General features: G+C 69.0%; 16 protein-coding genes and 2 pseudogenes. 8 read left to right on the top strand and 10 right to left on the bottom strand.

Annotated features, from left to right (window positions below):
- The first annotated feature begins 5 nt into the window (after positions 1–5).
- Entirely contained in the window at positions 6–1,292 is a 1,287-nt protein-coding gene (locus tag HT134_RS38825; protein ID WP_175605490.1) for an alpha/beta hydrolase, read from the top strand.
- Between the two features lie 271 nt (positions 1,293–1,563).
- Here the strand turns inward: HT134_RS38825 and HT134_RS38820 are convergent, their stop codons facing one another.
- Positions 1,564–2,976: a cellulase family glycosylhydrolase gene (locus HT134_RS38820; protein WP_175605489.1), complete on the bottom strand. Its 1,413-nt coding sequence runs from the start codon at positions 2,974–2,976 to the stop codon at positions 1,564–1,566.
- Positions 2,977–3,042: 66 nt separating this feature from the next.
- Here HT134_RS38820 and HT134_RS38815 point away from each other — a divergent pair, with 66 nt between their 5' ends.
- Both HT134_RS38815 and HT134_RS38810 read left to right on the top strand, forming a co-directional pair.
- Complete coding sequence (locus HT134_RS38815; RefSeq protein ID WP_175605488.1) at positions 3,043–3,522, top strand: hypothetical protein; 480 nt, start codon at positions 3,043–3,045, stop codon at positions 3,520–3,522.
- 558 nt (positions 3,523–4,080) lie between these two features.
- Complete coding sequence (locus tag HT134_RS38810; RefSeq protein WP_175605487.1) at positions 4,081–4,725, top strand: carbonic anhydrase; 645 nt, start codon at positions 4,081–4,083, stop codon at positions 4,723–4,725.
- 40 nt (positions 4,726–4,765) lie between these two features.
- On the opposite strand, the gene HT134_RS38805 is transcribed toward HT134_RS38810, so the two are convergent.
- Positions 4,766–5,698 carry a phytanoyl-CoA dioxygenase family protein gene (locus tag HT134_RS38805; protein WP_175605486.1) on the bottom strand — a complete coding sequence of 311 codons (933 nt, stop codon included), beginning with the start codon at positions 5,696–5,698 and terminating at the stop codon, positions 4,766–4,768.
- A gap of 174 nt (positions 5,699–5,872) precedes the next feature.
- Positions 5,873–6,160 (bottom strand): hypothetical protein, encoded by a 288-nt coding sequence (locus HT134_RS38800; protein ID WP_175605485.1) that lies wholly within the window; start codon positions 6,158–6,160, stop codon positions 5,873–5,875.
- 804 nt (positions 6,161–6,964) lie between these two features.
- Between HT134_RS38800 and HT134_RS38795 the strand changes: the two genes are divergently transcribed.
- Entirely contained in the window at positions 6,965–8,275 is a 1,311-nt protein-coding gene (locus tag HT134_RS38795) for a serine hydrolase domain-containing protein (protein ID WP_175605484.1), read from the top strand.
- A 259-nt stretch (positions 8,276–8,534) separates the two neighbouring features.
- Here HT134_RS38795 and HT134_RS38790 read toward each other — a convergent pair.
- The 5 genes and pseudogenes from HT134_RS38790 to HT134_RS38770 form a co-directional block, all read right to left on the bottom strand.
- Positions 8,535–9,020 (bottom strand): annotated as a pseudogene (locus tag HT134_RS38790) (hypothetical protein); the annotation flags it as partial.
- 340 nt (positions 9,021–9,360) lie between these two features.
- Positions 9,361–10,173: a PIN domain-containing protein gene (locus tag HT134_RS47920; RefSeq protein WP_175605482.1), complete on the bottom strand. Its 813-nt coding sequence runs from the start codon at positions 10,171–10,173 to the stop codon at positions 9,361–9,363.
- Positions 10,174–10,277: 104 nt separating this feature from the next.
- Positions 10,278–10,907, bottom strand: coding sequence for a tyrosine-type recombinase/integrase (locus HT134_RS38780; protein WP_175605481.1), 630 nt, complete (start codon positions 10,905–10,907; stop codon positions 10,278–10,280).
- Between the two features lie 118 nt (positions 10,908–11,025).
- Positions 11,026–12,018, bottom strand: a complete 993-nt coding sequence (locus tag HT134_RS38775) for a CU044_5270 family protein (RefSeq protein WP_175605480.1) — start codon at positions 12,016–12,018, stop codon at positions 11,026–11,028.
- Entirely contained in the window at positions 12,018–12,584 is a 567-nt protein-coding gene (locus HT134_RS38770; protein ID WP_246366334.1) for an RNA polymerase sigma factor, read from the bottom strand. The genes HT134_RS38775 and HT134_RS38770 overlap by 1 nt, the downstream gene beginning before the upstream one ends.
- Before the next feature lie 167 nt (positions 12,585–12,751).
- Here HT134_RS38770 and HT134_RS38765 point away from each other — a divergent pair, with 167 nt between their 5' ends.
- Complete coding sequence (locus HT134_RS38765) at positions 12,752–15,859, top strand: S8 family serine peptidase (protein WP_175605478.1); 3,108 nt, start codon at positions 12,752–12,754, stop codon at positions 15,857–15,859.
- Between the two features lie 613 nt (positions 15,860–16,472).
- Here HT134_RS38765 and HT134_RS38760 read toward each other — a convergent pair.
- Positions 16,473–16,939: pseudogene (locus tag HT134_RS38760) on the bottom strand (HARBI1 family protein); the annotation flags it as partial.
- A 326-nt stretch (positions 16,940–17,265) separates the two neighbouring features.
- On the opposite strand from HT134_RS38760, the gene HT134_RS38755 reads away from it, so the two are divergent.
- Positions 17,266–18,426 carry a hypothetical protein gene (locus HT134_RS38755; RefSeq protein ID WP_175605477.1) on the top strand — a complete coding sequence of 387 codons (1,161 nt, stop codon included), beginning with the start codon at positions 17,266–17,268 and terminating at the stop codon, positions 18,424–18,426.
- A 36-nt stretch (positions 18,427–18,462) separates the two neighbouring features.
- On the opposite strand, the gene HT134_RS46440 is transcribed toward HT134_RS38755, so the two are convergent.
- On the bottom strand, positions 18,463–19,071 hold the full coding sequence (locus HT134_RS46440; protein WP_312888752.1) for a phosphotransferase family protein: 609 nt from the start codon (positions 19,069–19,071) through the stop codon (positions 18,463–18,465).
- On the opposite strand from HT134_RS46440, the gene HT134_RS44980 reads away from it, so the two are divergent.
- Positions 19,057–20,109, top strand: a complete 1,053-nt coding sequence (locus HT134_RS44980; RefSeq protein WP_312888774.1) for a site-specific integrase — start codon at positions 19,057–19,059, stop codon at positions 20,107–20,109. The genes HT134_RS46440 and HT134_RS44980 overlap by 15 nt on opposite strands.
- Before the next feature lie 558 nt (positions 20,110–20,667).
- Complete coding sequence (locus tag HT134_RS38735) at positions 20,668–21,183, top strand: hypothetical protein (protein WP_175605476.1); 516 nt, start codon at positions 20,668–20,670, stop codon at positions 21,181–21,183.
- The last annotated feature ends 206 nt before the right edge of the window (positions 21,184–21,389 follow it).

Genomic DNA, 21,389 nt, shown 5'->3' with positions numbered 1-21,389 from the left:
GCCCCATGAAACATGTGTCAGGGGCGGCCCTGTTGGTCGGCGCGGAGATCGCTGCAGTGGCGGCCGGGGTGGTCACGTTCTTCCTCACCGCGATGGTGACGTCGAGCGTGCCGGTGTTCGCGGCGGCCGGGCTGGCAGCGGTCGCGGCGATCAGCTGGCTGCTGGGACGGTTCGCGCTCCGGCGGCTGGGCGTGCCACGGCTCGTCATGCCCTATGTCGTGATCAATACCCTTGCGATGGCCGCCCTCGCGGCGCTCACGGTGTTCCGGGCATCCCCGGTGCCCGTGCCGGCCGTGCCCCCTGCGTCGGTCGCGTTCTGGCGGCTGCCGACCGGCTCGACCATCGCCTATGTCAAGCTCGGGGGAGAGGGGATGATCCACCGCCCGCCAGTGATCTTCCTGCACGGTGGTCCTGGAACGCCAGGGGAGGGGCTGCCCGAGGGCAGCCGGGAACTGGCGGCGGCCGGCTTCGACGTCTACGCGTACGATCAGCTCGGCGCCGGACGTTCCACCCGGCTGGCCGACCCCAGCGGCTACACGGTCGCCCGGCACGTGGCCGATCTTGAAGCGATTCGCCGGACCATCGGCGCCCAGAAGATCATTCTGGTCGGCCGCTCCTGGGGTGGCACGCTCTCGGCCGCCTACCTCGCCACACACGCCGACCATGTCCTCAAAGCCGTGCTCACCTCACCGGGCGCCATCTGGGACCCCGCCTTCCCGAAGGGGATCGGCTCTCCCTGGGACACCTTGCCCGCCGACCGTCAGGCTCGCGCGGACGAGTTGACCAGCGACCCGCGCATGCTGACACAGGGACTGCTCCTGCAGCTCAACCCCGCCGCCGCGCACGCCATGGTGCCCGACGCAGAGGCCGACGCCCGGATGCGGGAGCTTCTGCTCATCGGCAAGGACGCCACCGGCTGCAGGAACGCACGCCCCGCTCCGGTGCATGGCAACCTGCCTGGCTTCTACAGCAACCAGATGACGTCCGCGGACGCCGCGGCGGTCGCCGACCCGCGGCCGAAGCTGCGCGGAGTCCACGTGCCCACCCTCATCATGCGCGGGCAGTGCGACTACCTGAAGTGGGAGGTCACCTACGACTACCGGCGCACGTTGCCCGAGTCGACCCTGGTCTACGTTCCCGGCGCCGGACACTCGATCGCCAACGGCCGTCCCGGCCTCTACCGGAGCCTCCTGACGGCCTTCCTGCTCGACCGGCCCCTTCCCCGTCCCGCCTACACCGCGACCACCGACCCCGCCCGCTCATCTGCGGACGGAGCCCAGGGAGCATCATGACCGTGGTCACACTCGGACGGCTGGTTTCATCGTTCGGTCGAACGTGGCACGTACCGGCTGGTGGCGGGCGCTGACGCAGGAGCGCTAGTGGTGACGGTGGCGGGTGGGAGAGACCTCCAGGTAGAGCACAGCGCCACATATGCGCTCAGATCCTGGCGGGTCTACCGGCTCATCCGGGCCGAGGGCCGGCAGGGAGAGCCCGTGGCGGCGATCATCGCTGCTCTGCGGCAGCTCGCCTCTGTACTCGCCTCCCGCTCAATATCCTGCGCATCTATCCAGGGGTGATCGTGAGGGTGAGGCGGCCGGCCGTCTTCGTCTTCACGGTGAGGACGCGCCTGCCGGCGTCCCAGGTGGCTTCGCCGATGGAGGCCCGCCCACCGTGGGGGAAGTCGCGTGCGGGCAGATAGATCTCGGTCGGGCCGGTCGCGTTGGCGTCGAAGACCAAGGTCAGCGCGCGGGACTTCTCGTCGTAGGCGACGCTCACCGGCACCCCGCCGACCGCCCTGGGGTACGGCCGGGCCATCGCGGCGACCAGCGGCCCCGGCTTCCCCTTGTCGTCGTAGGGTCCCCAGGGTCCGGGGTCGCGTGACCAGTACGCGTGGCCCATGTTCACCTGGTCGGTGAGCTCGAGCACCCGCTTGACCAGGTCGGGGGAGCCCGGCCGGGACATGTCCAGCCCGAACTCGCCCAGCACCACAGGGCCGCCCACGCGTTCGGCGGTGCGTAGCATGTTGTCCCGCCACCAGCCCAGCGTGCGATCGGTCCACCGGCGGGAACCGGCCGTGTAGTCGTCGCCGAGGTCGAGCGGGAGCGGATAGAGGTGCGGGGCCAGGCCGATGCGCGGCAGGCCGTCGCGCGGGTCGTCGAAGTGGGGCAGGGCCGACGGCAAACCCCAGTTGACGCCCACGGCCTGGGGCTCGAGGAAGATCCAGCCGTCGGGGTCGACCGACCTGATCTCCGCGATCGACCTGCGGTAGAGGGTGGCCAGCGGGCCGGTCTCGAACTGGGCGCCCTGGATCGTGCCGCCCCAGGGCTCGTTCATCAGGTCGTAGCCGATGACGGCGGGGTCGTCCTTGAACCTGGCAGCCACCGCCTTCCACGCCTTGGCGTAGTGGTCCATCAGTTCGGGGTGGTCACCGGTGGTGTTCCAGAAGTGGTCGAAGGCCCGTATGACGCCGGGTTCCAGGTAGTACATCTCCCAGGTGGGCTGGTCGGTGCTGACCGGGAGGCCGTCGAGGTGTGTGGCCCACCCGGGCGCGCCGTTGCCCGCGCCTTTGCCCGGGGTGATGTCGCTGCCCCACAGGTCCTGGTGCATGTCCAGCATCACGTGGTAGCCACGCTTGGCGTACCAGGCGACGCGCTCAGCCACCTTGTCCAGATATTTCGTGTCATAGGTGCCTGGGGTGGGCTCGAGTGTGCGCCACTGGATCAGGAAGCGGACGAAGTTCGTCCCCATGTCCCGGTATTCGCGGTCGAGGTCCGCCTCGGTGAACGTCGGCAGGCCGTCGGGCGTGCTCTTGGCGCTGCTGGCCGTGTTGAAGCCGTGCAGGAGCAGCACCCTGCCCTGATCGTCCGTGACGAACCGGGTGACGGGCTTCGGGGTGGGTCTGGTCGCCGCGGCGACACCGCCCCCGGCCAGGACGGCCAGCACGGCGACGGCCGTGATAAGCCGAGCACTCTTCATAGGAACTCCGGTCACCGGGAACGGGGGTCTTCCGCCAGAATCGCGGTCGCGGCTAGCCTGCCGAACATGAGCATTAGTCGCAATAGCCTCCCCGCGATCGTCACGCTCGCGATCGTCCTGGCCTTCGGACTGTGGGGCAGCGCGCTGGTCACCCGGGTGGGTTACCTGGCCGTGCCGTCCGCGCTCGGCCTGCCGTACGGGCTGCCGGGTCTGCGTGCGGTGCCGCTGGGAGAGACGACCTGGCTCGTCACGCTCACCGACAGCGTCCTCGCCTTGGTGCTGGTCGTCATGGTGGCCCGGGCTCGGGGCGGCTTCTGGCGCACGTGGGGGGCGTTCGTGCTCGGGGCGGTGGTCGTCAACCTGCTGCGAGCGGTCGTGCTGTCCCAGATCGCCTCGGCGGACCTGGGGGCATACGCCGGACATCTTGTGGGCGGACTGATCGCGGGCCTGCTATGGGGGATCGCGCTGGGCTGGCTCGCCGGGCTGGCCGCCCTCCCGAGTCGGCAGCGGCAGCCCGCCACCGCGGGCATACCCTCGGCTGGGTGAGCACTATCGGGCCCGAGTCATGCCGGAACAGGCAAGGACGCGTTGTCGGCTGGTGGCCCAGGAGCATCCGATAGCTGGGATAGAGGATGCCGGCCCCCACGACACGATCGTCGATGTGCCTGCCTCGGGGACGTGGGGTTCGGGGTTGTGGCAGTACGGCAGCGAACACCCTGCCGCGGCATGCACGGGCCCTCGGCGAGCGCACCGCCGCCGAACCCAAGCAGCGATGGCGCACCCTGCAGTACGACACGCTCAGCCCCGGCCGGATCGGCGACATCGTCCGCGCCGCCCTCATCCTCAACGGGATGGGGCTAATAGAGCTGGTCAGGCGGTGGGGCGGAAGCCGAGGTTTCGGCTGTGGATAGCCGCGCCCGACGTGGGGCCGGATTGGGTACCTCAGTGGTGTGGCTGCGCTGACCTGCCAGATGCCATCTCGGGACCCGGACAGAATCGCAGCTCTGTCCTGTGTGACCACCGCCGTTGCCCCTTTCCGGCTTACTTGGTCTACCCCCGAGGACAGTGTGTGGGCCGTGGCCTGGTACCCAGTAGCCTGCGGTCATGACTGAGATCCTGAGGGTGACACCCGATGATGCCTTGGCGATGCTGATGGAGGGGAACCGGCGGTTCATCGCTGGCACGCCGGAGCACCCCAACCAAGATGCCGCCCGCCGCGCCGAGACCGCGCCGGCGCAGAGCCCGTTCGCGGTGCTGTTCGGATGCTCCGATTCCCGGCTGGCCGCCGAGATCATCTTCGATCGGGGCCTGGGTGATCTGTTCGTGGTCCGCACGGCCGGGCACGTGGCCGGCACCGAGGTGCTGGGCAGCATCGAGTTCGGGGTGAGCGTGCTGGGCTGCCCGCTGGTCGTGGTCTTGGGCCACGAGTCGTGCGGGGCCATCGCGGCGGCCTGCGCCGCCGCCGATGGTGGCAGCACCCCGGCCGGGTTCGTCCGTGACGTCGTCGAGCGGGTGATGCCGAGCGTGCTGGCGGCCCGCGCCGCCGGACACGATCAGGGCGAGCAGATCCTGCATGAGCACATCCGGCACAGCGCCGACCTGCTGCTGGAGCGCTCTCGCGTGCTGGCCGAGCGGGTGGCCGATGGCCGCCTGGCGGTGGTGGGCCTGTCGTATCGGCTGGCCGACGGCAGTGCGCGGCTGGTCGCCGCGCATGGCTTGAGCGGGGCGGCCGTCTCAACACGCGTCTGAATACGGTCTACCGACAGCCCGCGAAGGCGTCGGAGCGCCATCACGACCCATGCAGTGCGGGAGCAGAGGTCGACCAGGGTGTGAGGTCGAGTTCCGGATACCGCAGCGCCATGCCGGTCAGTGTCTGCGGCGTCCAGTAGGTATGGCCTGGTGGGGGGAACCCGAAGGCTTGGAGTTGGCGAGGGGTAGCGCGGTGGACGAACGCGACCCATTCTCGTTCGAAGCCGCGCGCTGCCCAGCCGGCACGTTGACCCCATGAGAGGCTGGACGGCCGGAAGCCCAGGTGCATGCTGTAGCGGGCGCCGCGAGGCGCTGTCAGTCGGGTGCCTCGGTGGAAGGTGCCGGCTTCGAAAGCGATGACGGTTCCTGCGGGCCCGGCACCGGAGACCTCGGCGCCGTACATCTCGGGGCTGCCGCTGTCATCGTTGAATCGCCAGTCGCTTTCCTGCCCCGGCCGCAGGAACCAGTTCGGGACGGCGGGGATGTCCGCGGTGTGCCTGCGTGAAAGGAGGTGCGGCGGCCCGAGCTCTTCGGGGACATCTGACAGAAAGACGAACATCTCCAACTGTCGGCAGCCCGGAGCGGTGCTGGGCACTAGCAGGGTGTGGTTGAGGTAGTCGCGGTGCAGGTCCTGGTCGTAGTCGCAGGCACCGGTGTACTTCGCCCAGGCTTCGGCCGTGTAGAGGTGGATGCTGTTGTCATCTAGCAGTGCCTGGGCGAGCGCCAGGATGCGATGGTTCACCGCAAGCAGGCTGATCTCGGTGCTGGCGAACGGGAAGGTGTCGATCCCGGCGAACTCGTCGCCGATGAAGCGTTCGCGGCGCGGGTCGGTGCCGTCATGGAAGCCCTCGGCGGACGGAAAAAGCAGCTCCAATTCGCTCACCGCCGCTCCCAACTCCTCGGCGGGGATGAACCCCGGGAGGATCACGAAGCCATCGGCCAGCCAGTCCCGCGCCGCGCTCTCAAGGTCCATCCACCCATGATCATCCACGCGGACAACCAGCGGCAATCACTTTTCGCACATACGGCTCGCCCTGCCCTCAGCCCTGTTAGATCAGCCGAACCAAACGCCGCTACCTGACGGCTGGGGACACGTTCGGGAGCTGAGGGCCGTTAGGGGCGTCCGCCGGCCAGCCGCCGGGGAGGCTCACCCCTCGAAGTCGAGGATCTCGCGGATCTGGTTGGCGAAGTTGGGCCGGGTCTGCGGTACCCAGCGGGGCGCGAATCTGATTCCCCAGGTTCCGCCGACCGGCCTGTTCTCGGGCGTCCAGTAGGTGATGTCGCGGTCCCGGCTGGGGATCAGCCGCGCCCACCCCTGCGGAGGTTCGGGCCGTAGCGTGGCGGCCTGGTCGAGCAGCCGGACGGCCGCGGTGGGCTTCATCCCGGGCACAGCGGCCTGGAGGTCGCGGACGAGGCGCTTACGCACATCCACCATGACGGGTCTCCGTGGTCTCTGGCAGGTCCCCACGTCACCGGCCAGCACATGAGAGAGCGTCTGGCAGGGGTTCGGACTGTCTCGTCACGGGAGGCGACGGCCTCTTGTCCTCGGATGCCGCCTGCTCCGTGGGCGCGGGCGACTCGGAGTGTGGCCTGGCGTGACCGGCCAAGACCAAGATTACTCCGGGCGGCGGCAGTTCCGCTGCCCGTGAGGGCGAGCATCGGGCCGAAGGATGGGCCTGGGCGGCTGGGGCAGCGCCGACGCGGCGGTGTGGCTCTCGATAGGCCGCTGTCCGCGCCCCTCGATCGCTACAGTGAGTGACCGATCGTCTCAGTCAGTAGTGACTGTGAAGGGATCGGGTATGCCACACCGACCACGCCGCACCGCCACGACCACCGCTCTCCTGGTCGCCGCTGTAGCCATCACCCCCGCCCTACCCGCCGCCACCCGTCCGCCCAGACCGCTACCGATGACGGTCGCCGCGCAGAAGGCCTGCTGCTGGCCGAGGCGGTCGCCGCCCTGCCCATCGCCACCGAGCAGCGCGACGGGTACCAGCGCAGTTCATTCCGCCACCGGACCGACGAAGATCGCGACGGCTGTTCCACGCGCGTTATCTGCACGATCCCACTGGGGGAGCACATCGAGGCCGTCGGTGTACTGCGATCTTAGCCTGTGAGCGGATTTGAGGCACATGAGGTACAAGAAAGGTCGAAAGCGGGCAACCACAGGATCATCGGTGCGGCCTAACAGTGCGTCCCCTAACTCGGCGAAGGCTTTCGATCATGGAGCTAGCCTGGTGGGATGGAATGGGATCTGGGCGAGCTTGTCGCAAAATACGACGTACCAGGCGCACAGGTCGCCGTTCTGGCCAACGGGGAGATCCAGGACGAGGCTGCGGGCGTGCTGAGTCTGCGCACCCAGGTCGAGGCCACGACCGACTCGGTGTTCAAGATCGGCTCGATCACGAAGATTTGGACAGCCACGCTGATCCAGCAACTGGTGGACGACGGTGTGCTGGATCTCGACTGTCCCGTTCGCGACTACCTGCCCGGCTTCCGGCTGAGCGACCGGGCCGCCACCGCATCTTTGACCGCCCGCCAGCTGCTCACCCACACCGGCGGTATCGACGGTAACCACTTCACCGACACCGGTCGCAACGACGACGCGATCGAGAAGTTCGTCGCCACCCTCGCCGAGGCGGACCAGCTCCTCCCGCCTGACACCGTCTTCTCCTACTCCAACAGCGGGTACGTGGTGCTCGGCAGGCTGGTGGAGGTGCTGTGCGACAAGCCCTTCCACGACGTGCTCCGCGAACGCCTGGTGACACCACTGGGTCTGCGCACCGCCGCTACCGACCCCTACGAGGCGATCCTGCACCGCGCCGCGGTCGGCCACGTCCAGATCGACGGAAAGGTCGTTCCGGCCAAAGAGTGGGCGGTTTCCTACTACTCCGCGCCCAGCGGCTCACACTTTGCGATCAGCGCACGCGAGCTGCTGGAGTTCGTCCGCCTGCATCTCACCGACCCCGCGCTGGCGGCACTGCGCGAACCCCAGGTCGAACCCGTCCCGGACTTCGGCGGCGGCGTCATCGGCTGGGGACTTGGCTGGATGCTCTACCAGGACGGCGTCGTCGGCCATACCGGCGTCTCCAAGGGGCAGAAGGCATGGCTTCGCGTCGCCCCATCGGCGGGCGTGGCGGTGGCCGTGCTGACCAACAGCACGGGCGGCGAACCCCTGGCCTACGAGATCTTCGGTGCGGCGCTCAGGGACCTTGCCGGCGTCGAGACGGCACCACGACCCGTGCCACCCCTGAACCCGACCGGGATCGACGCGGACCGCATGTGCGGCACCTACCGCTCCACCCTGTACGACATCACCCTTGCCAGCGAGCACGACCGTGCGTTCCTCACCTACCGCCCACGCAATGACATTGCCGAGTCCTTCCTCGGGGGGTCTGAGAACCGCGTCGAGGTCGTCCGCCTCAACCACAGCTCGGTCATCACCGCCGAACCGAAGTCCTCCGGCCACCAAGTCCTGTCGCTGGTCGGCTCCGACGGCCACGGCCGCGCCCGCTTTCTGCACAACGGCGCCGCCGCCTACCGGATCGCCTGATGGTCACCGCCGGCGACGTGCGCGCAGCGGTCCACCACGCATGCACTGCGGTCGGGGCAGGGCCGGGGCAGGCAGATGAGAGAGGGCGGCTCCCGGACGCTGGTGGCCGGCTTCAGGCGGCACGCGCCGCCGGCGTCGGCTTTCGAGTCCACGCCTCCGGCCTTTCCCTGGTCCTTCGCCACCCTCCCGATCTATCAACCGCCCGGCGGCAGTCTGGGCAGTCGCGGCGGTTTCGGCACTCCCAGCATGAATCTGCAGCTCATGGGAGGGTACGCATCGCCTTGCGCAGGGTGAGCCGGAGTGAGGCGATGGTCTCGTCAGATTCCTGCTGTTGTTCGGTGAGGCGTGCAGCTTGGGTGCGTGCCTCGGCGAGGTCTCGGGTCAAGGCCTGGGTGTGGCGTTCCAGACCCTGCACTTTCTGGACGAGTTCGGGCTGAACCGCGTTGTCGATTTCCGCGCCCAGAGCAAGCTGAAGGCGGTGTTTCAAGGCTTCGCGCTCTCGTTTCAGTTCCTGGATTTCTTGGCGTGCTATCGCAAGGTCGGTGTGCAGGCTGGCGGGGATGGCGCGCTCGGGCCGGGGGACCGCGGCTGCTTGCACACCATGCAGGGCCTGCTCACTCATCGCCTGCCGGATCGCGGCGCTGATAGCGGGGGTGTTGTAGACGAACCAGGTCGACACGTCGGCTTTTCGTGCCACCCCGGCGAAGGACATGGGCTGCCCGGCGTTGAGAAGATCGCGGACGGCTCGTTTCGTGCGGGCCGGGGAGCCTGTCCATCGACCTCGCCGAGCAGCAGGCCCTGACCGAGCTCGCGGCTGACTGCCCGGGCCAGCGGCTGCCGGAAGTGGGCGACGACCAGCGCTAGTGCACCGGCCGCAAGCTCCCCCTTGCGCCGGGCAGAGTCAGCCCGCCAGCGACCTGTCGCACCCCTTCGCTGACCCGCCGGCCCGGCGGGCGCAATGGGTGTTTTCGCCGATGCCGGCGAAGCTGCACGGTGCGAGGAACAGGCCAGGCATGAGAGACGGTCCTCTCCGTAGCGGGGGAGAGGACCGCATGAGGCTGCTCGGGTTAGCGTCTGCCTCCGATTCAGGCAGGCTCCGGAGGGTCTCCGGGGGGCTGCGCGATCTTGGTGCATCGCAGGCCCGCCGCGCGGGCCCGCATCGACTGGCCCGTGTCGAAGGTGACCAGGGTGATGGGGCGTCCTGCGAGAACCTGTGCCGTCACCGCCTGGTCCACGATCTCGTCATCTTCGACGGGCAGGCGAACGTGGTTGGGAGGGTCGAGGACGACTTCGACTGACACTTCCCCGCGGGGAATCCCGCCGCTCTCCAGCGGCTCGTAGTCCGCGAGTCGCAGCAGCGCGGCATGGGTGGGGTTGGGCAGGAGCCGGTCGAGCACCGCCAGGCTGTGTCGTGCTCTCCAGCGAACGTGTTTGTCCTTGGACTGCTTCAGGCTGTCCAGCTCGTCAATGACGATCATGGGTATCAGCAGGTGTACGGGCTCGGCGCGGACTTGGAGGAGTTGGCCGAAGTCGATGCTCTCCAGCTTGTCCTCGTGCTGGATGAAGACAGAGGTGTCGAACATGACGAACACTCCCGGCCGTGCCCAGCGTTCGATCTGCTCTGCAAGCTGTAGCGCCGCCAGGCCCACAGCTATCTGCCTTCCCTCCAGCTCCGTGATGACGAGGTCCTTCATCCGGTCTGGGAGAAGGGCTGATCCGTGCATCGATTGCAAGATCCAGTACCGCTTCGTCAAGACAAGATCGTCTAGATCGGACTCGCTGATCTCGTGTCGTAGGAGGGAGACGGCGCCGTCTACCCATTGCAGATAGGCGCTATGGAGCTCGAGCGGAGCCAGGTCTTCGCGCATCTTCAGCAAGCAGAACGCGTTGTCTTCCACTCTTCTTAGTGCTGCCAGGGCGTTCTCTCGATTGCCCCCAGGGGGAAGCCTCACCACCATGGGCTGATCCTCGCATGGAGTTGCAGATCAGCCCCGGGAAACTATCAGGATCGGACCTCGTCAGAGCGTGCTGGAGGCTGCCGCTCGGGCAGGCGGAGCCGGTTGACCGCAGCGCGGCGGGTGGCCTTCGGCCGGCGGCCGTACCGCGCGGTGGTGACGGGGGAGGAGTGGCCGACCAGGGCCTGCGCGGTGGCCAGGTCCACGCCCTGGTCGAGCAGGTCGCCGATGAACGTGCGGCGGAAGTCGTACGGCCGGTACGTCTTGCCGTTGATCGTCGGCTGGCGCTGGGCGGCTTGTCTGATGCGCTTGAGCAGCATCTTCCGCAGCGCCTGCCCGGTCATGTGGGCGGGGCGGCCGTCTGGGGTGGTGCGCATCCGTCCGGCCTTGGACAGCGGGGGGAACAGGGCGCCGGGGGTGCGGCCGCGCACGGCGATCCACGCGGCGATGAGGTCGGCGACCTGGTCGGGGACGTAGCTGTCGCGCTCCTTGTTGCCCTTGCCGAGCACGCGGAGTTCGTGGTTGTCGGGGTCCCAGTCGGCCAGGGCGAGCGCGACGAGCTCTTGGCGGCGGAGCCCGGCACCGTAGAGGGTGCCGAGCATCGCCTTGTCGCGGACGCTGGCCGGGTCGCCCGGCTTGTCGGGGTCGTCGCATTTCACCCCCAGGCAATCGCCCATGCTGGGCGCACCAATGACGATGGGCGCGGCCTGATGGCCGCGCCCATCGTTGGGCTCCCGTGGCAATCAAGTGTCGTCCGACATGACTACGCCTCGTCGCGTCGAGCGATGGATCGCATCATTCTGCGTCGTGGCTGTTCCCCTGCGGCCGGTCCCCCGGCCTATCGACAACCTGACTCTCCATGTTCGCGGTCCACACTGTCGGCGTGCCTGCCCTGACCGTCATCTTGCTGATGGGGAACGTGCGATCGGCGACGGTCTCGCCATACGTCCCCAAGAACCGGTAGTCCTGCGCGCTCACAATGATCTCGGAGCGCTCCCAGGCTCCCGTGTAGCCGAACGCGACCCCGTGACGGCCTGCCGCGTCGATCGCGTCCCGCTTGACCGAAACCCCCTGGATCATGGGCAGCGCGCGGAACAACGCGGCCCGCACGTCGGCGACCAACGGCTGCTCGCCCAGCAACTGGGAGATCGTCCGGAAGATCCGCTCCTGCCTGGTCGCGTCGGCGTCGTCGAACTCTGTCACGGGGGTCGCATCGACGCTCGCCCCGATCCTGGCGATCATTTCCTCGGGGGTGACCGGCGCCCTGGCCAGGTCCGCGCCCGTGACGCCGGGGCCGTACTCCTCCGTGACGAGCTTGCCCCGCCCGTTGTCCAACGCGATCTGCTTGCCGTCCAAGCTGTGCCACGTCTCAAGAGTCATGCGCTTGTCGCGATCCACCTCGGGCTCCGGCTCCTTGCGGAGCGGAGCGATCGTCTGCTTCACGTACAGCCAGCGGCCCGGCGACGGCGTGATCTCGTACGGGTCGGTCTCGGCGCTCCTGGCCGCCTTGTCGCCGAGATCCCGAACGCTGGCGACCGGGGTGGTGGCAGGTTGTTCATCGCCGCGCACCGCGAGGACGCCCGCGCCGACGGCCATCGCGACCGACGCAGCCAGCGCCAGACGCCAGGCCAGGCGCGGCCTGCGCCGCCTCGGCGGGGTCATCAGCGAGGGCATCGGCGACACGGGGACCGGCTCACGGATGGCCTGCAGCAACCGGGTGCGGGCCGCCTCCTTCGCCTCACCGGTGATCGCCGGGGTGGCCTCGAGGAACCGTCCGAACTCATCCATCATGCATCCTCTCTCGTGTGAAGGCCGGTGCCGAGGGTGGCCCGCGCTTGTTTGCGAGCCCGGTGCAGGCGCGAGCGCACGGTCCCGATCGGGATGTCGAGCGCCTGCGCCACCTCCTCGTAGGCCAGTTCTCCCAACGCCACCAGCAGCAGCACGTCGCGATCACCGCTGGCCAGGCCCGTCAACGCCCCCGCTAGCCGGCGGTCCTCGGCCTGCGCGGCCACGCGCTCGATCACCGCGTCGGCCATCGACTCAGGCGGCGGCTCCGCACCGGTGCGCGCCAGCGCCCGCAAGAAGCGCTCCTCATCGCGCCGCTGCCTGGCGATGAGGTTCGTCGCGATGCCGTACAGCCACGGCCTGGCCAGCGGCTGCGCGTGATCGTAGGAGGCGCGGGAGCGGAAGGCGGTCAGGAACGTCTCCGCCACGACGTCATCGGCCGCCTGCACGCCCAACCGCCGCGCGGCATAGCGGTGGATCTGCTCGACATACCGGTCGAACACGCCGGCGAACTGCTCCGGGTCGTCAATTGACCGGCGGATGAGCTCGGCGTCATCCGCCTCGACCATCTCCTCCGGTGGGGTTCGTGTCATGCCTGCTGTTTCCCGATGGGACGAATCGAGTTCTCGACGGCCGCGAGCCCGGTGCGTGAACCCGTCCAGGGCCTGCGGGCAACAACAGGCCAGACGATCTTCCCGTGCCCGAGAGGCCCACGATGACCTTACGCAACGCGCTCATGGCCGCCCTGCTGGCGGGAGCGGCCACTACCATCCCCACGCCCTCATCGGCCGCACCCGCCGGCACCGGCACGTCGAGCAGTGTGACATTGATCACCGGCGACCGGGTGATGGTCGCCGGCAACGGTTTCCGCGTCGTCCCCGGCCCTGGCCGGCGGGTGGACTTCACCAGCCAGATGCGCCAAGGGCATCTGTACGTGATTCCGTCCGACGCCCGCCCGTTGGTGGTCGAAGGCGCGCTCGACCGGCGGTTGTTCGACGTCACCCAACTGCTGGCCTGGCGCTATGACGATGCCCGCAGATCCGACATCCCGCTGATCGCCCAGTCGGGGCAGATTCCCGCGGCCGCCCGCCAGGCCCGGCGGCTTGCCGGCGCCGGCATGACCACGCTGCGTGTGCCGAAGGAAAGCGCGGGCCAGACGTGGAAGGACCTGACCAGCGGCGCCCGCGCCCTCGGCACTAGGAACACGAAACTCTGGCTGGACGGCCGCCGCTCCTTCGACCTCGATCAGAGCGTCAAGCAGATCGGAGCGACCACGGCCTGGGAGCTCGGCCTGACCGGCAAGGGCGTGACCGTGGCCGTACTCGACTCCGGCTACGACCCCGACCATCCAGATCTGAAGGGGACAGTGGCCTACGAACGCAACTTCAGCGAGGACCCTGACATCCGCGACACCCTCGGCCATGGCACCCACGTCGCCTCGACCGTCGCCGGAGCCGGAGAGAAATACCGGGGCGTCGCGCCCGACGCCAAGCTGGCCATCGGCAAGGTCGGCGGCGTGGACGGTATCGCCGACTCTGCCGTCCTGGCGGGCATGGAATGGGCCGCCCTCGAAGTCAAGGCCAAGATCGTCAACATGAGTCTCGGCGGGCCCGACACGCTGGAACTCGACCCCCTGGAAGAGGCCGTAAATTCCCTGTCGGAGCGGACGGGCACGCTGTTCGTCATCTCCGCCGGCAACAGTGACCGGCCCGGCACAATATCGAGCCCCGGCAACGCCGACGCCGCTCTCACCGTCGGCGCGGTCGACAGGTCGGACCGGATCGCCGACTTCTCCAGCCGGGGACCGCGGCAGGGCGATCACGCGATCAAGCCGGACATCACCGCGCCGGGCGTGGACATCGTCGCCGCGGCACCCGGTGGCGGCTACCAGACGCTCAGCGGCACCTCGATGGCCGCGCCCCATGTGACGGGATCCGCCGCGATCCTGGCCCAAAAGCACCCCGAATGGACCGGCCGGCAGCTCAAGGCGGCGCTCATCGGCAGCGCCGCGCCCTCCGCTGGCGCGACGCCGTACCAGCAAGGCACCGGCCGGGTGGACGTGGCCCGCGCCGTCGACCAGCAGATAGTGGCCCTACCGGGCGATCTATGGGCCACCTTCCCCTGGAACGGCCCGGATGAGCGGCTGGCCACCAGAACACTCACCTACGCCAACACCGCAGAGACCCCGGCCACCATCGACCTGGCCGCCGAAGGGGAGACGCTGAAGCTGTCCACCCAACGGCTGGAAGTGCCCGCGAAAGGCGAGGCGTCGCTCACCCTCACCGTCGACGCCCGCCAGAAAGCGCCGGGCGACTACCCCGGCATCATCACCGCCAGGTCCGGCCAGAGCGTGATCCGCACGCCGGCCGGCGCGTACGTCGAGCCGGAGTCGTACAACCTCACCGTGAGCGTCATCGGCAGGGACGGCAACCCCGCCCATCCGTACGTCGAACTGTACGACCCGAAGACCGGCGTCATCCACGAACTGGCCGTCCAGGACGGCATCGGCAAGGCCCGCCTGCCCGTGGGTGAGTGGGATGTCTACACCGACTTCAGCGAGCGGGCGTACGGCAAGACCGTCGCGCACACCGCGGTGCGCATCGCCGATCGCGACCAGCAGGTGGTCGTGGACGCACGCAAGGGCAATCCGGTACGGGTCACGCTGGACGATCCGAGCGCGGCCCCCGGACGCGGCCACTGGCTGAGCCTGGCACACGGCGCCTGGGGTATCGCGAGCTCGTCGAGCGAGGACCCCAACACCAGGCTCTTCATCGTCCCTTCACGCCAGGAGGGCCTGCGCTACCTGCTGCGGACCATCTGGTTCAGCAAGGACGCCGTGCCGAGCCCGTACCTGTACGACCTCGCCGACCACCGCGCCGGCGGCCTACCCGAAGATCCCACCTACGCCGCCAGGCGCAAGGACCTCGCCACGGTGAGCGCGACCTTCCGCGCGTCCGCCATGGCGGCCACCGGCCTGCCCCTCAGCGGCCCACGCTTCCGCGACGACTGGCCGGCGTCCCTGGCCTCGCCACCCCAGGACCTGGACCTGCCCGGCACTCTCACCTACAACCGCACGCCCGGCCTGATCTGGGAAAGCATGCTCGAACTCGGCACGTACACCCTCGCCGACGATGGCCAAGCCATGAAGCCCGGACAGCACACCCGGCAAACCTGGAACGCCGCGGTGACCGGTCCCGCGACAGCCGGGATTCGCGGCAGCCGTACCGGAAATACGCTGACCTTCTCCACCGTCGGGCTGTTCACCGACCCCGCCCCTGGCAGGGTTGGAGCGGACAGCGCGGCCACCGGCACCGCCACCCTCAGCCGGAACGGGCACGTGCTCACCGAGACACCCCTCGCCGGCTGCGCGCTCGACCAGTGGGAAAGCTGCCGCCTCCAAGCCGCGCTGCCGGCGGAATCGAGCCTCTACACGCTGCGGGCGTCCATGCGCAGCCAAGCGCCCTACTCCGCGCTGTCCACGGCGGTGGAAAGCGTGTGGACCTTCCGGTCAGCGCGCACGGAAGCGGAGCGGCCGCTACCGCTGATGGCGGTGCGCTACGCGCCCGGCGGACTCGACGATTTCAACCGCGCCAGACCCGGCTCACTGACCGAACTGCCCATCAAGGTCGAGGGCGCTCCCTCCACGCTCAAGCTGGAGCTCTCCTCCGACGACGGCACGAGCTGGCGTACTATCCCGGCCCAGCGCACCGCCACGGGATGGACCGCCACGATACCGAACCCGCGCACGCCCGGGTTCGTCTCGCTGAGGGCTACTGCCCACGGCACGTCCGGCACCACCCTGGCCCAGACGATCATCCGAGCTTACGCCATCGGCCCGGGCTGACCTCGCAGGCCCGGCTCGTCCGCACCAAGACCCCTCGCTTGAACATGCTGGGCGAAAACGATCCTTGCCGGGGGCGGACTGGATCCTTCTCCGGATCTTCGACGTGGAGAAGCAGCGGATCGGTAGGGCCCGGGCGTTCATAGATCAGGGACAGTGAAATCCTGCGGCTGGCGGAGCCGGCACCGAAAGTGTCCGCTCCGCCAGCCGCATCCCTGATGCTGACCTGGTCGCCTTCTATCGTCTGCATCGGCTCAGTCTTGTGCGGTTCGCGGTGCTGCTCGTCGACGACCACAAGACGGCGGAAGACGTGCTGCAGGACGTGTTCACTCGGCTTCATAGCAAGTGGGCGGCCGGGAGTCACGACGATCGCTCATGTCAGGGAAACGCCCGTGCTCAACGGTTCCCGGCCGATCTTTCCCCACCATGTGGAAGCCCACGTCGTACTTGCTTTGGGTGGCCCGCATAGACAGCCCCGCTCGAAATCACGGCGGATCGCCGCGTACAACTCGACCTTGGACTCGGGCTGCCGAGAGTCTCCTCTCAGCCGCCACCGTTCTGTGCCAACCCGATGTGACCTGGACCGTCAGGTTGGAAAGAGCTCATTGAGTGCTTTTCATCCCGCCTCGCGGAACTGAAGGATGAGGATGGCTTTGACGAGCTGACCTGCGAGAAGAGGGCAGCAACGTAGCTTGCGGAGGATGCGCCAGGTCTTCAGCTGCGCGTTGGCGCGTTCACCGGGTCCGCGGAGCTTGGCATGCAGGAGTTGGCGGCCTTCTGCGAGGCCGGCTTGTTCTTCCCCTTGTAGGGCACCCGCACGGGCTCACCGGCGCCGACGTAGCCCTTGTCAGCCAGGGCGATCATTCCGGCCGCCTCCAGGCGGCGCACGATGCCCCAGATCCGGGCGGCCCTCAGGTCGTGCACCGAGCCCGGCAAGGAGCCAGAGGTCCACAGCGGCGTGCCATCGGGGGCGGCCAGGACCTGGATGTTCATGCCGTGTTTCTTGTGCTTGCCGGAGTAGTAGGGCCGGTCGGCAGCGACTCGATCGATCGGGATCAGGGTGCCGTCCAGCACCACGAAGGCGTACGACCAGGCGGGGCCGGACCTGGAGGGGATGACGGCGGGCGTCCGCGCCCTGTCAACTGCCTTCCCGGGTACGTCGCGTGGCGCGAGGACGGAACCCCGCTGTCCATCATCTCCTTCACGGTCGCCGGCGGCCGGACCACCGCCATCGTGATCGTGGCCGATCCCGCGAGACTCGCGTCGATGCGCCTGCCGGACCCCGCATGAGTCACGTTCCCCGGTCCGGCCACGCCCGAGCCGATGGTGTACGAGCCGATGGTGGGCGCACCTGGTTGCCGGCGGCTCCCGGAAGGCATAATCGTGGACCACGGATCAAGATCACGATCATGGAGGCTCCGCTGTCCGCTCGTGCCGTCACCTGTGGGGTGGTCGCAGCGCTGGCCGTACTGTCGCTGAGTGCCTGCACGGACGCTCACCCCGCCGCGCGCCGGCCGGCCGCGACGAGAGCCGACCCCACGGGCAGTCCGCTGGCCACCGGCGTGGCTCCTGCGACGCGGGCGAAACCGGCGTCCTGCCAGAGCCCTCCCCGCCGGAGCGACCAGTTCCACGCCCGCCATGTCACCGCCGGCTGGCGCAAGGTCACCCCGGACAGCCCTTCCGGGTTCTTCAGGCAGGGGAACGTGAGCGCCGACGGCTCGCTCCTGACCGTGCAGGACCCCGGCGGCATCGGCGAGGTGCGGCGCCTGACCGGCGACACGCTGGAGCCCGTCCCCACCCCGTGGCCCGGCAAGAGCCTGGGCCTGGCGGCGAGCGGCGAGCGCCTCTGGGTGCTGACCGGGGCCGGACAGGACAAGTACGGCCTCGGCTCCCGGGAGGCTGGCACGTGGTACGGCGGGCCGCTGGCATCGGGCGGCGTGGACGTGGACGGCCGCGGTCCGTGGGTGATGGCGGGCGACCGGACGATGCGCTGGGACGGCCGCGCCTGGCGGCAGACGCCGCTGCCCGACGTCGGCGCCTCGCTCACCGGCACAACGCAGGCCCCCTGGGTCGTCCTCGACGAGGAGGCCCGTGCGCCGCTGGCCCAGTGGACCGGACGCGCCTGGCGGCTCGTGCGGGTGCCCGGCGTCAAGGGGAAGTGGGTTCAGCTGAGCGCGGTGGTGCCCACGCGGCCGGGCGAGTTCTGGGCGCTCGGCATGGTCACGTGGGACGAAGAGGACGCGGAACTCGAGCCTCTGGCACGCAGCAGGCTGCTCGCGCTGCGTTGGAAGGCCGGGCGGTGGAGCTGCCTGTTCGGGCCCACCGACGAGGAGGGGAACGCCCGTTTCGCCGATGCCGTCCACGACGGGCGTGGCGGGTTGTGGGCGGTGACCCACGACGGCGAACTGTGGCACCTGACCGATGGGCGCTGGACCAGGGAACGGCCGCGCGAGACTCGGCACGTCATGAACCCGGACACGACGCACGCGGACATCATGGAGCTGGCTGCCAGTGAGGACGGGCGCCACTTGTACGCGCTGGGCAGGGCAGTGTGGCGGCTGGGCCAGTGACGGCGCCCTGACGGCAGATCGCCGGCTCGTGCGGCCTCACAGCCGGGCTCTCAGCACGTCGACCTCGCAGCCCGGCGAGAAGGTGTCGAAGTCGTTCTCGATCAGCCAGCGGACCGCCACCAGGCTACGCAGCGACCACCACGCCCGGATCACGTCGAGGTCGACGTCGGCGCCGTAGCCGGCGACGACGTCGCCGAGGCGCTCCTCGTGTCCGAGCGTCAGGATGGCGAGATCGTACAGGGCGTCGCCCCGGTTCGCCTCGGACCAGTCGATCACGCCGGTGACCTCGCCACCGTCGACGAACACGTGGGTGAGCCGCAGGTCGCCGTGCGTGAACACCGGTGTCCACGGCCGCAGCGCGGCCTCGGCGACCCGGCGGTTGCGCGTGACCAGGTCGGCGGGAAGGACCCCGTTCGTGACGAGCCACTCGCATTCGCCGTCGAGGCGGGATGCGATCTCGTCGAGGCTCTGGCCGGGCCACGGCGGCAGCGGCGCGTCGTGCAGCTTCCGTACGGCGGCACCCGCCGCGACCCACGCCGCCGGCGACGCGGTCGACGGCTCGCCGAGGCGGCCGAGCGCCGTGCCCGGGACGGCGGCGAGCGCGAGCACGGGCGGCTTCCGCCACAGGACCTGTGGGGGTGCCACCGGAATACGGCAGAAACGGGCCGCGGGCTTGATCAGCCGCTAGGAGCTTGCATTCACGCCCTACCGGCGGGGGAGTGGCGGCCCATTTCCGGGCCACTGGAAAATAGCGGTGCGCACACCGCCGCAGACCACACGCTCAGCGAGCACACCCGCCGCGCCTACGCCCGGCAATGGGCCGCCTTCACCGCCTGGTGCGCCACCCACGGCCGGCTCGCGCTGCCCGCCACCGACGCCACCTTGGCCGAATACACCGCCCATCTGTGTACGGCGGGGCAGGCGCCGGCCAGCATTGAGCAGGCCCTGGCCGCCATGCGCACCATGCACCGGCTGTCCGGCCACCCCGGCCGGCCCGGCACCGAGGCCGCCCGGCTGGCGCTGCGCGCCTACAAGCGCCGCCGCGCCGAGGACGGCGGCCGCGGCCAGCGCGAGGCCCCGCCGATCACCATCGATGCGCTGCGCGCCATGGTCTCCGCCTGCGACCTGGCTACCACCAGAGGTCTGCGCGACCGGCTACTGCTCGTCCTCGGCCTGGCGCTGATGGGCCGGCGCAGTGAACTCGTCGCGTTCACCCGCGACGACGTGCGCGAGGTCGCCGACGGACTGGAGGTGACCATCCGCACCTCCAAGACCGACAAGGACTCCGCCGGCGAGACCATCGCCATCCCGCGCGGCAGCCATCCGGTCACCGATCCGGTCGCCGCCTGGCGCGACTGGCTCCAGGTGCTGGACCAGGCCGGACACACCGCCGGGCGGCTGCTGCGCCGCATCAACCGGCACGGCACCATCGGCCCCTCGCTCGGCGCCGACGCGGTCAACGTCATCGTCCGCGACCTGGCCGTCCGCGCCGGCGTGCCCAGCGCGGCGGTCACCGCGCACAGCCTGCGTGCCGGCGGCGCCACCGTCGCCTACGCCGCCGGCGTCCCGGTCGCCGTCATCGCCAAGCACGGCCGCTGGGCGCTGGCCTCCCCTGTGGTGCTGCGCTACATCCGGGCCGTCGACCGGTGGCGGGACAACGCCATGCGCAACGTCGGCCTCTGACGAGCGGTAACGCGACACTGACGCTGGCTGGCACGACCTACTGACAGGCAGATCGTCACGATCCATCTGTAGAGCGCGGCCGTAGACCCGGGGCAACGGGCACGGGCTAGAGGGTGTGCTGTGGGCCAACTTCGTGGCGATCCGCACCTGGAGGCGGGTGCCTCGAGCCCATGGCCAGGCACGTGGCCGTACTCGGCCATCCGCAGTCACTCAAAGTCGGCGAGCGTTGCGTGACAGTTACTTGCGAGAATTCTGCATTCCCGCAAGTTGCTTGCCGCCTGGCGCGACACAACAGATCTGATTTTCTTATTTTGATTTTCTAGAAAATCAATAATGGTATGGTGCCACTGTGACCGCAGAGACAGGCGTGGTGACTGTGGGTTCTCGTCCGAAGTGGCGAGTTCTCAGGCGATCTGACGAAGCAGGTGGCGAGCTCTCATCTGACGTGACGAGGATGATCAGGTGAGAGGGGGGCGCCCGATGGGTGTGCGATCTCCCGGTTCTTCTTCTGAGAACCCCGAGGTGGCGGTAGGAACGAGACGGCTCCGACGGATCATCTTGGCGGTCGTCATGGTGTGCCTGCTGGCGGGTGCTGACAAGGCGGGGCCGCAGGTGCGGTACTACGTCGCGCAGGGCCTTCGAGTCGGCTACCCGGCAGGCTGGCGAGTCGACGTCGATGCTGACTTGCGCCCGCCGATGGTCATGACTGCCGAGCCGCCATGGTGGCCGTTCGGTTGGTTTGCCGAGTATCAGGTGTCCCTGCTCCCGCATGGAGCTTCGTTGGAAGAGGCGGTGGAGGAGCATCTCAAGGACGTCCGCGACGTTTACCACGATGTCGTCCTGGAGGAACGCGAGAGAGTGGTGGTGGGCACCGGTGCGCCGGGCTACCTGCTGCGTAGTTCCTATGTTGAGTACGCCTCCGACATGGAAAGCTTCCCCACCGGCGAAATCGTGCTGTTCACCGTGACGGGACGTGGTCAGCTGCTCAAGGTGCGCTACATCTGCGAACTGCAGAGATGTGGATTCGAAGACGCCTCCATCCGCGCTGTCATGAAGTCGATGGTGCCGATGTGAAGGCGCATCTGCCCGTGCCACGTGCGCCCGGACGAGACAGCTCTGAGGCGGTATACCTGAGCGACGACGGCACAGAACGACGGGTGTCGTTGGCTCTCCTGGCGGAGGAGGTCGAGACGCCGGCGCGGCCGGTTCGCTCGTTCCCGTCGTACAGGGGGCACCGGTTCTGGGCCCAGCGCAGCTACACCTTGGCCATCGGCATCCCG

This window comes from Nonomuraea rhodomycinica (assembly GCF_013363995.1).
GTDB lineage: Bacteria > Actinomycetota > Actinomycetes > Streptosporangiales > Streptosporangiaceae > Nonomuraea > Nonomuraea rhodomycinica.
Note: the sequence above shows the minus strand (reverse complement) of the source record. Positions and strands in the feature narration are given on the sequence as shown.

Excerpts from the sequence above, each read along its gene's own strand:
- HT134_RS38825 (WP_175605490.1), top strand. The coding sequence starts at position 6 with ATGAAACATGTGTCAGGGGCGGCCCTGTTGGTCGGCGCGGAGATCGCT.
- HT134_RS38820 (WP_175605489.1), bottom strand. The coding sequence starts at position 2,976 with ATGAAGAGTGCTCGGCTTATCACGGCCGTCGCCGTGCTGGCCGTCCTG.
- HT134_RS38815 (WP_175605488.1), top strand. The coding sequence starts at position 3,043 with ATGAGCATTAGTCGCAATAGCCTCCCCGCGATCGTCACGCTCGCGATC.
- HT134_RS38810 (WP_175605487.1), top strand. The coding sequence starts at position 4,081 with ATGACTGAGATCCTGAGGGTGACACCCGATGATGCCTTGGCGATGCTG.
- HT134_RS38805 (WP_175605486.1), bottom strand. The coding sequence starts at position 5,698 with ATGGACCTTGAGAGCGCGGCGCGGGACTGGCTGGCCGATGGCTTCGTG.
- HT134_RS38800 (WP_175605485.1), bottom strand. The coding sequence starts at position 6,160 with ATGGTGGATGTGCGTAAGCGCCTCGTCCGCGACCTCCAGGCCGCTGTG.
- HT134_RS38795 (WP_175605484.1), top strand. The coding sequence starts at position 6,965 with ATGGAATGGGATCTGGGCGAGCTTGTCGCAAAATACGACGTACCAGGC.
- HT134_RS38780 (WP_175605481.1), bottom strand. The coding sequence starts at position 10,907 with ATGGGCGATTGCCTGGGGGTGAAATGCGACGACCCCGACAAGCCGGGC.
- HT134_RS38775 (WP_175605480.1), bottom strand. The coding sequence starts at position 12,018 with ATGGATGAGTTCGGACGGTTCCTCGAGGCCACCCCGGCGATCACCGGT.
- HT134_RS38770 (WP_246366334.1), bottom strand. The coding sequence starts at position 12,584 with ATGGTCGAGGCGGATGACGCCGAGCTCATCCGCCGGTCAATTGACGAC.
- HT134_RS38765 (WP_175605478.1), top strand. The coding sequence starts at position 12,752 with ATGGCCGCCCTGCTGGCGGGAGCGGCCACTACCATCCCCACGCCCTCA.
- HT134_RS38755 (WP_175605477.1), top strand. The coding sequence starts at position 17,266 with ATGGAGGCTCCGCTGTCCGCTCGTGCCGTCACCTGTGGGGTGGTCGCA.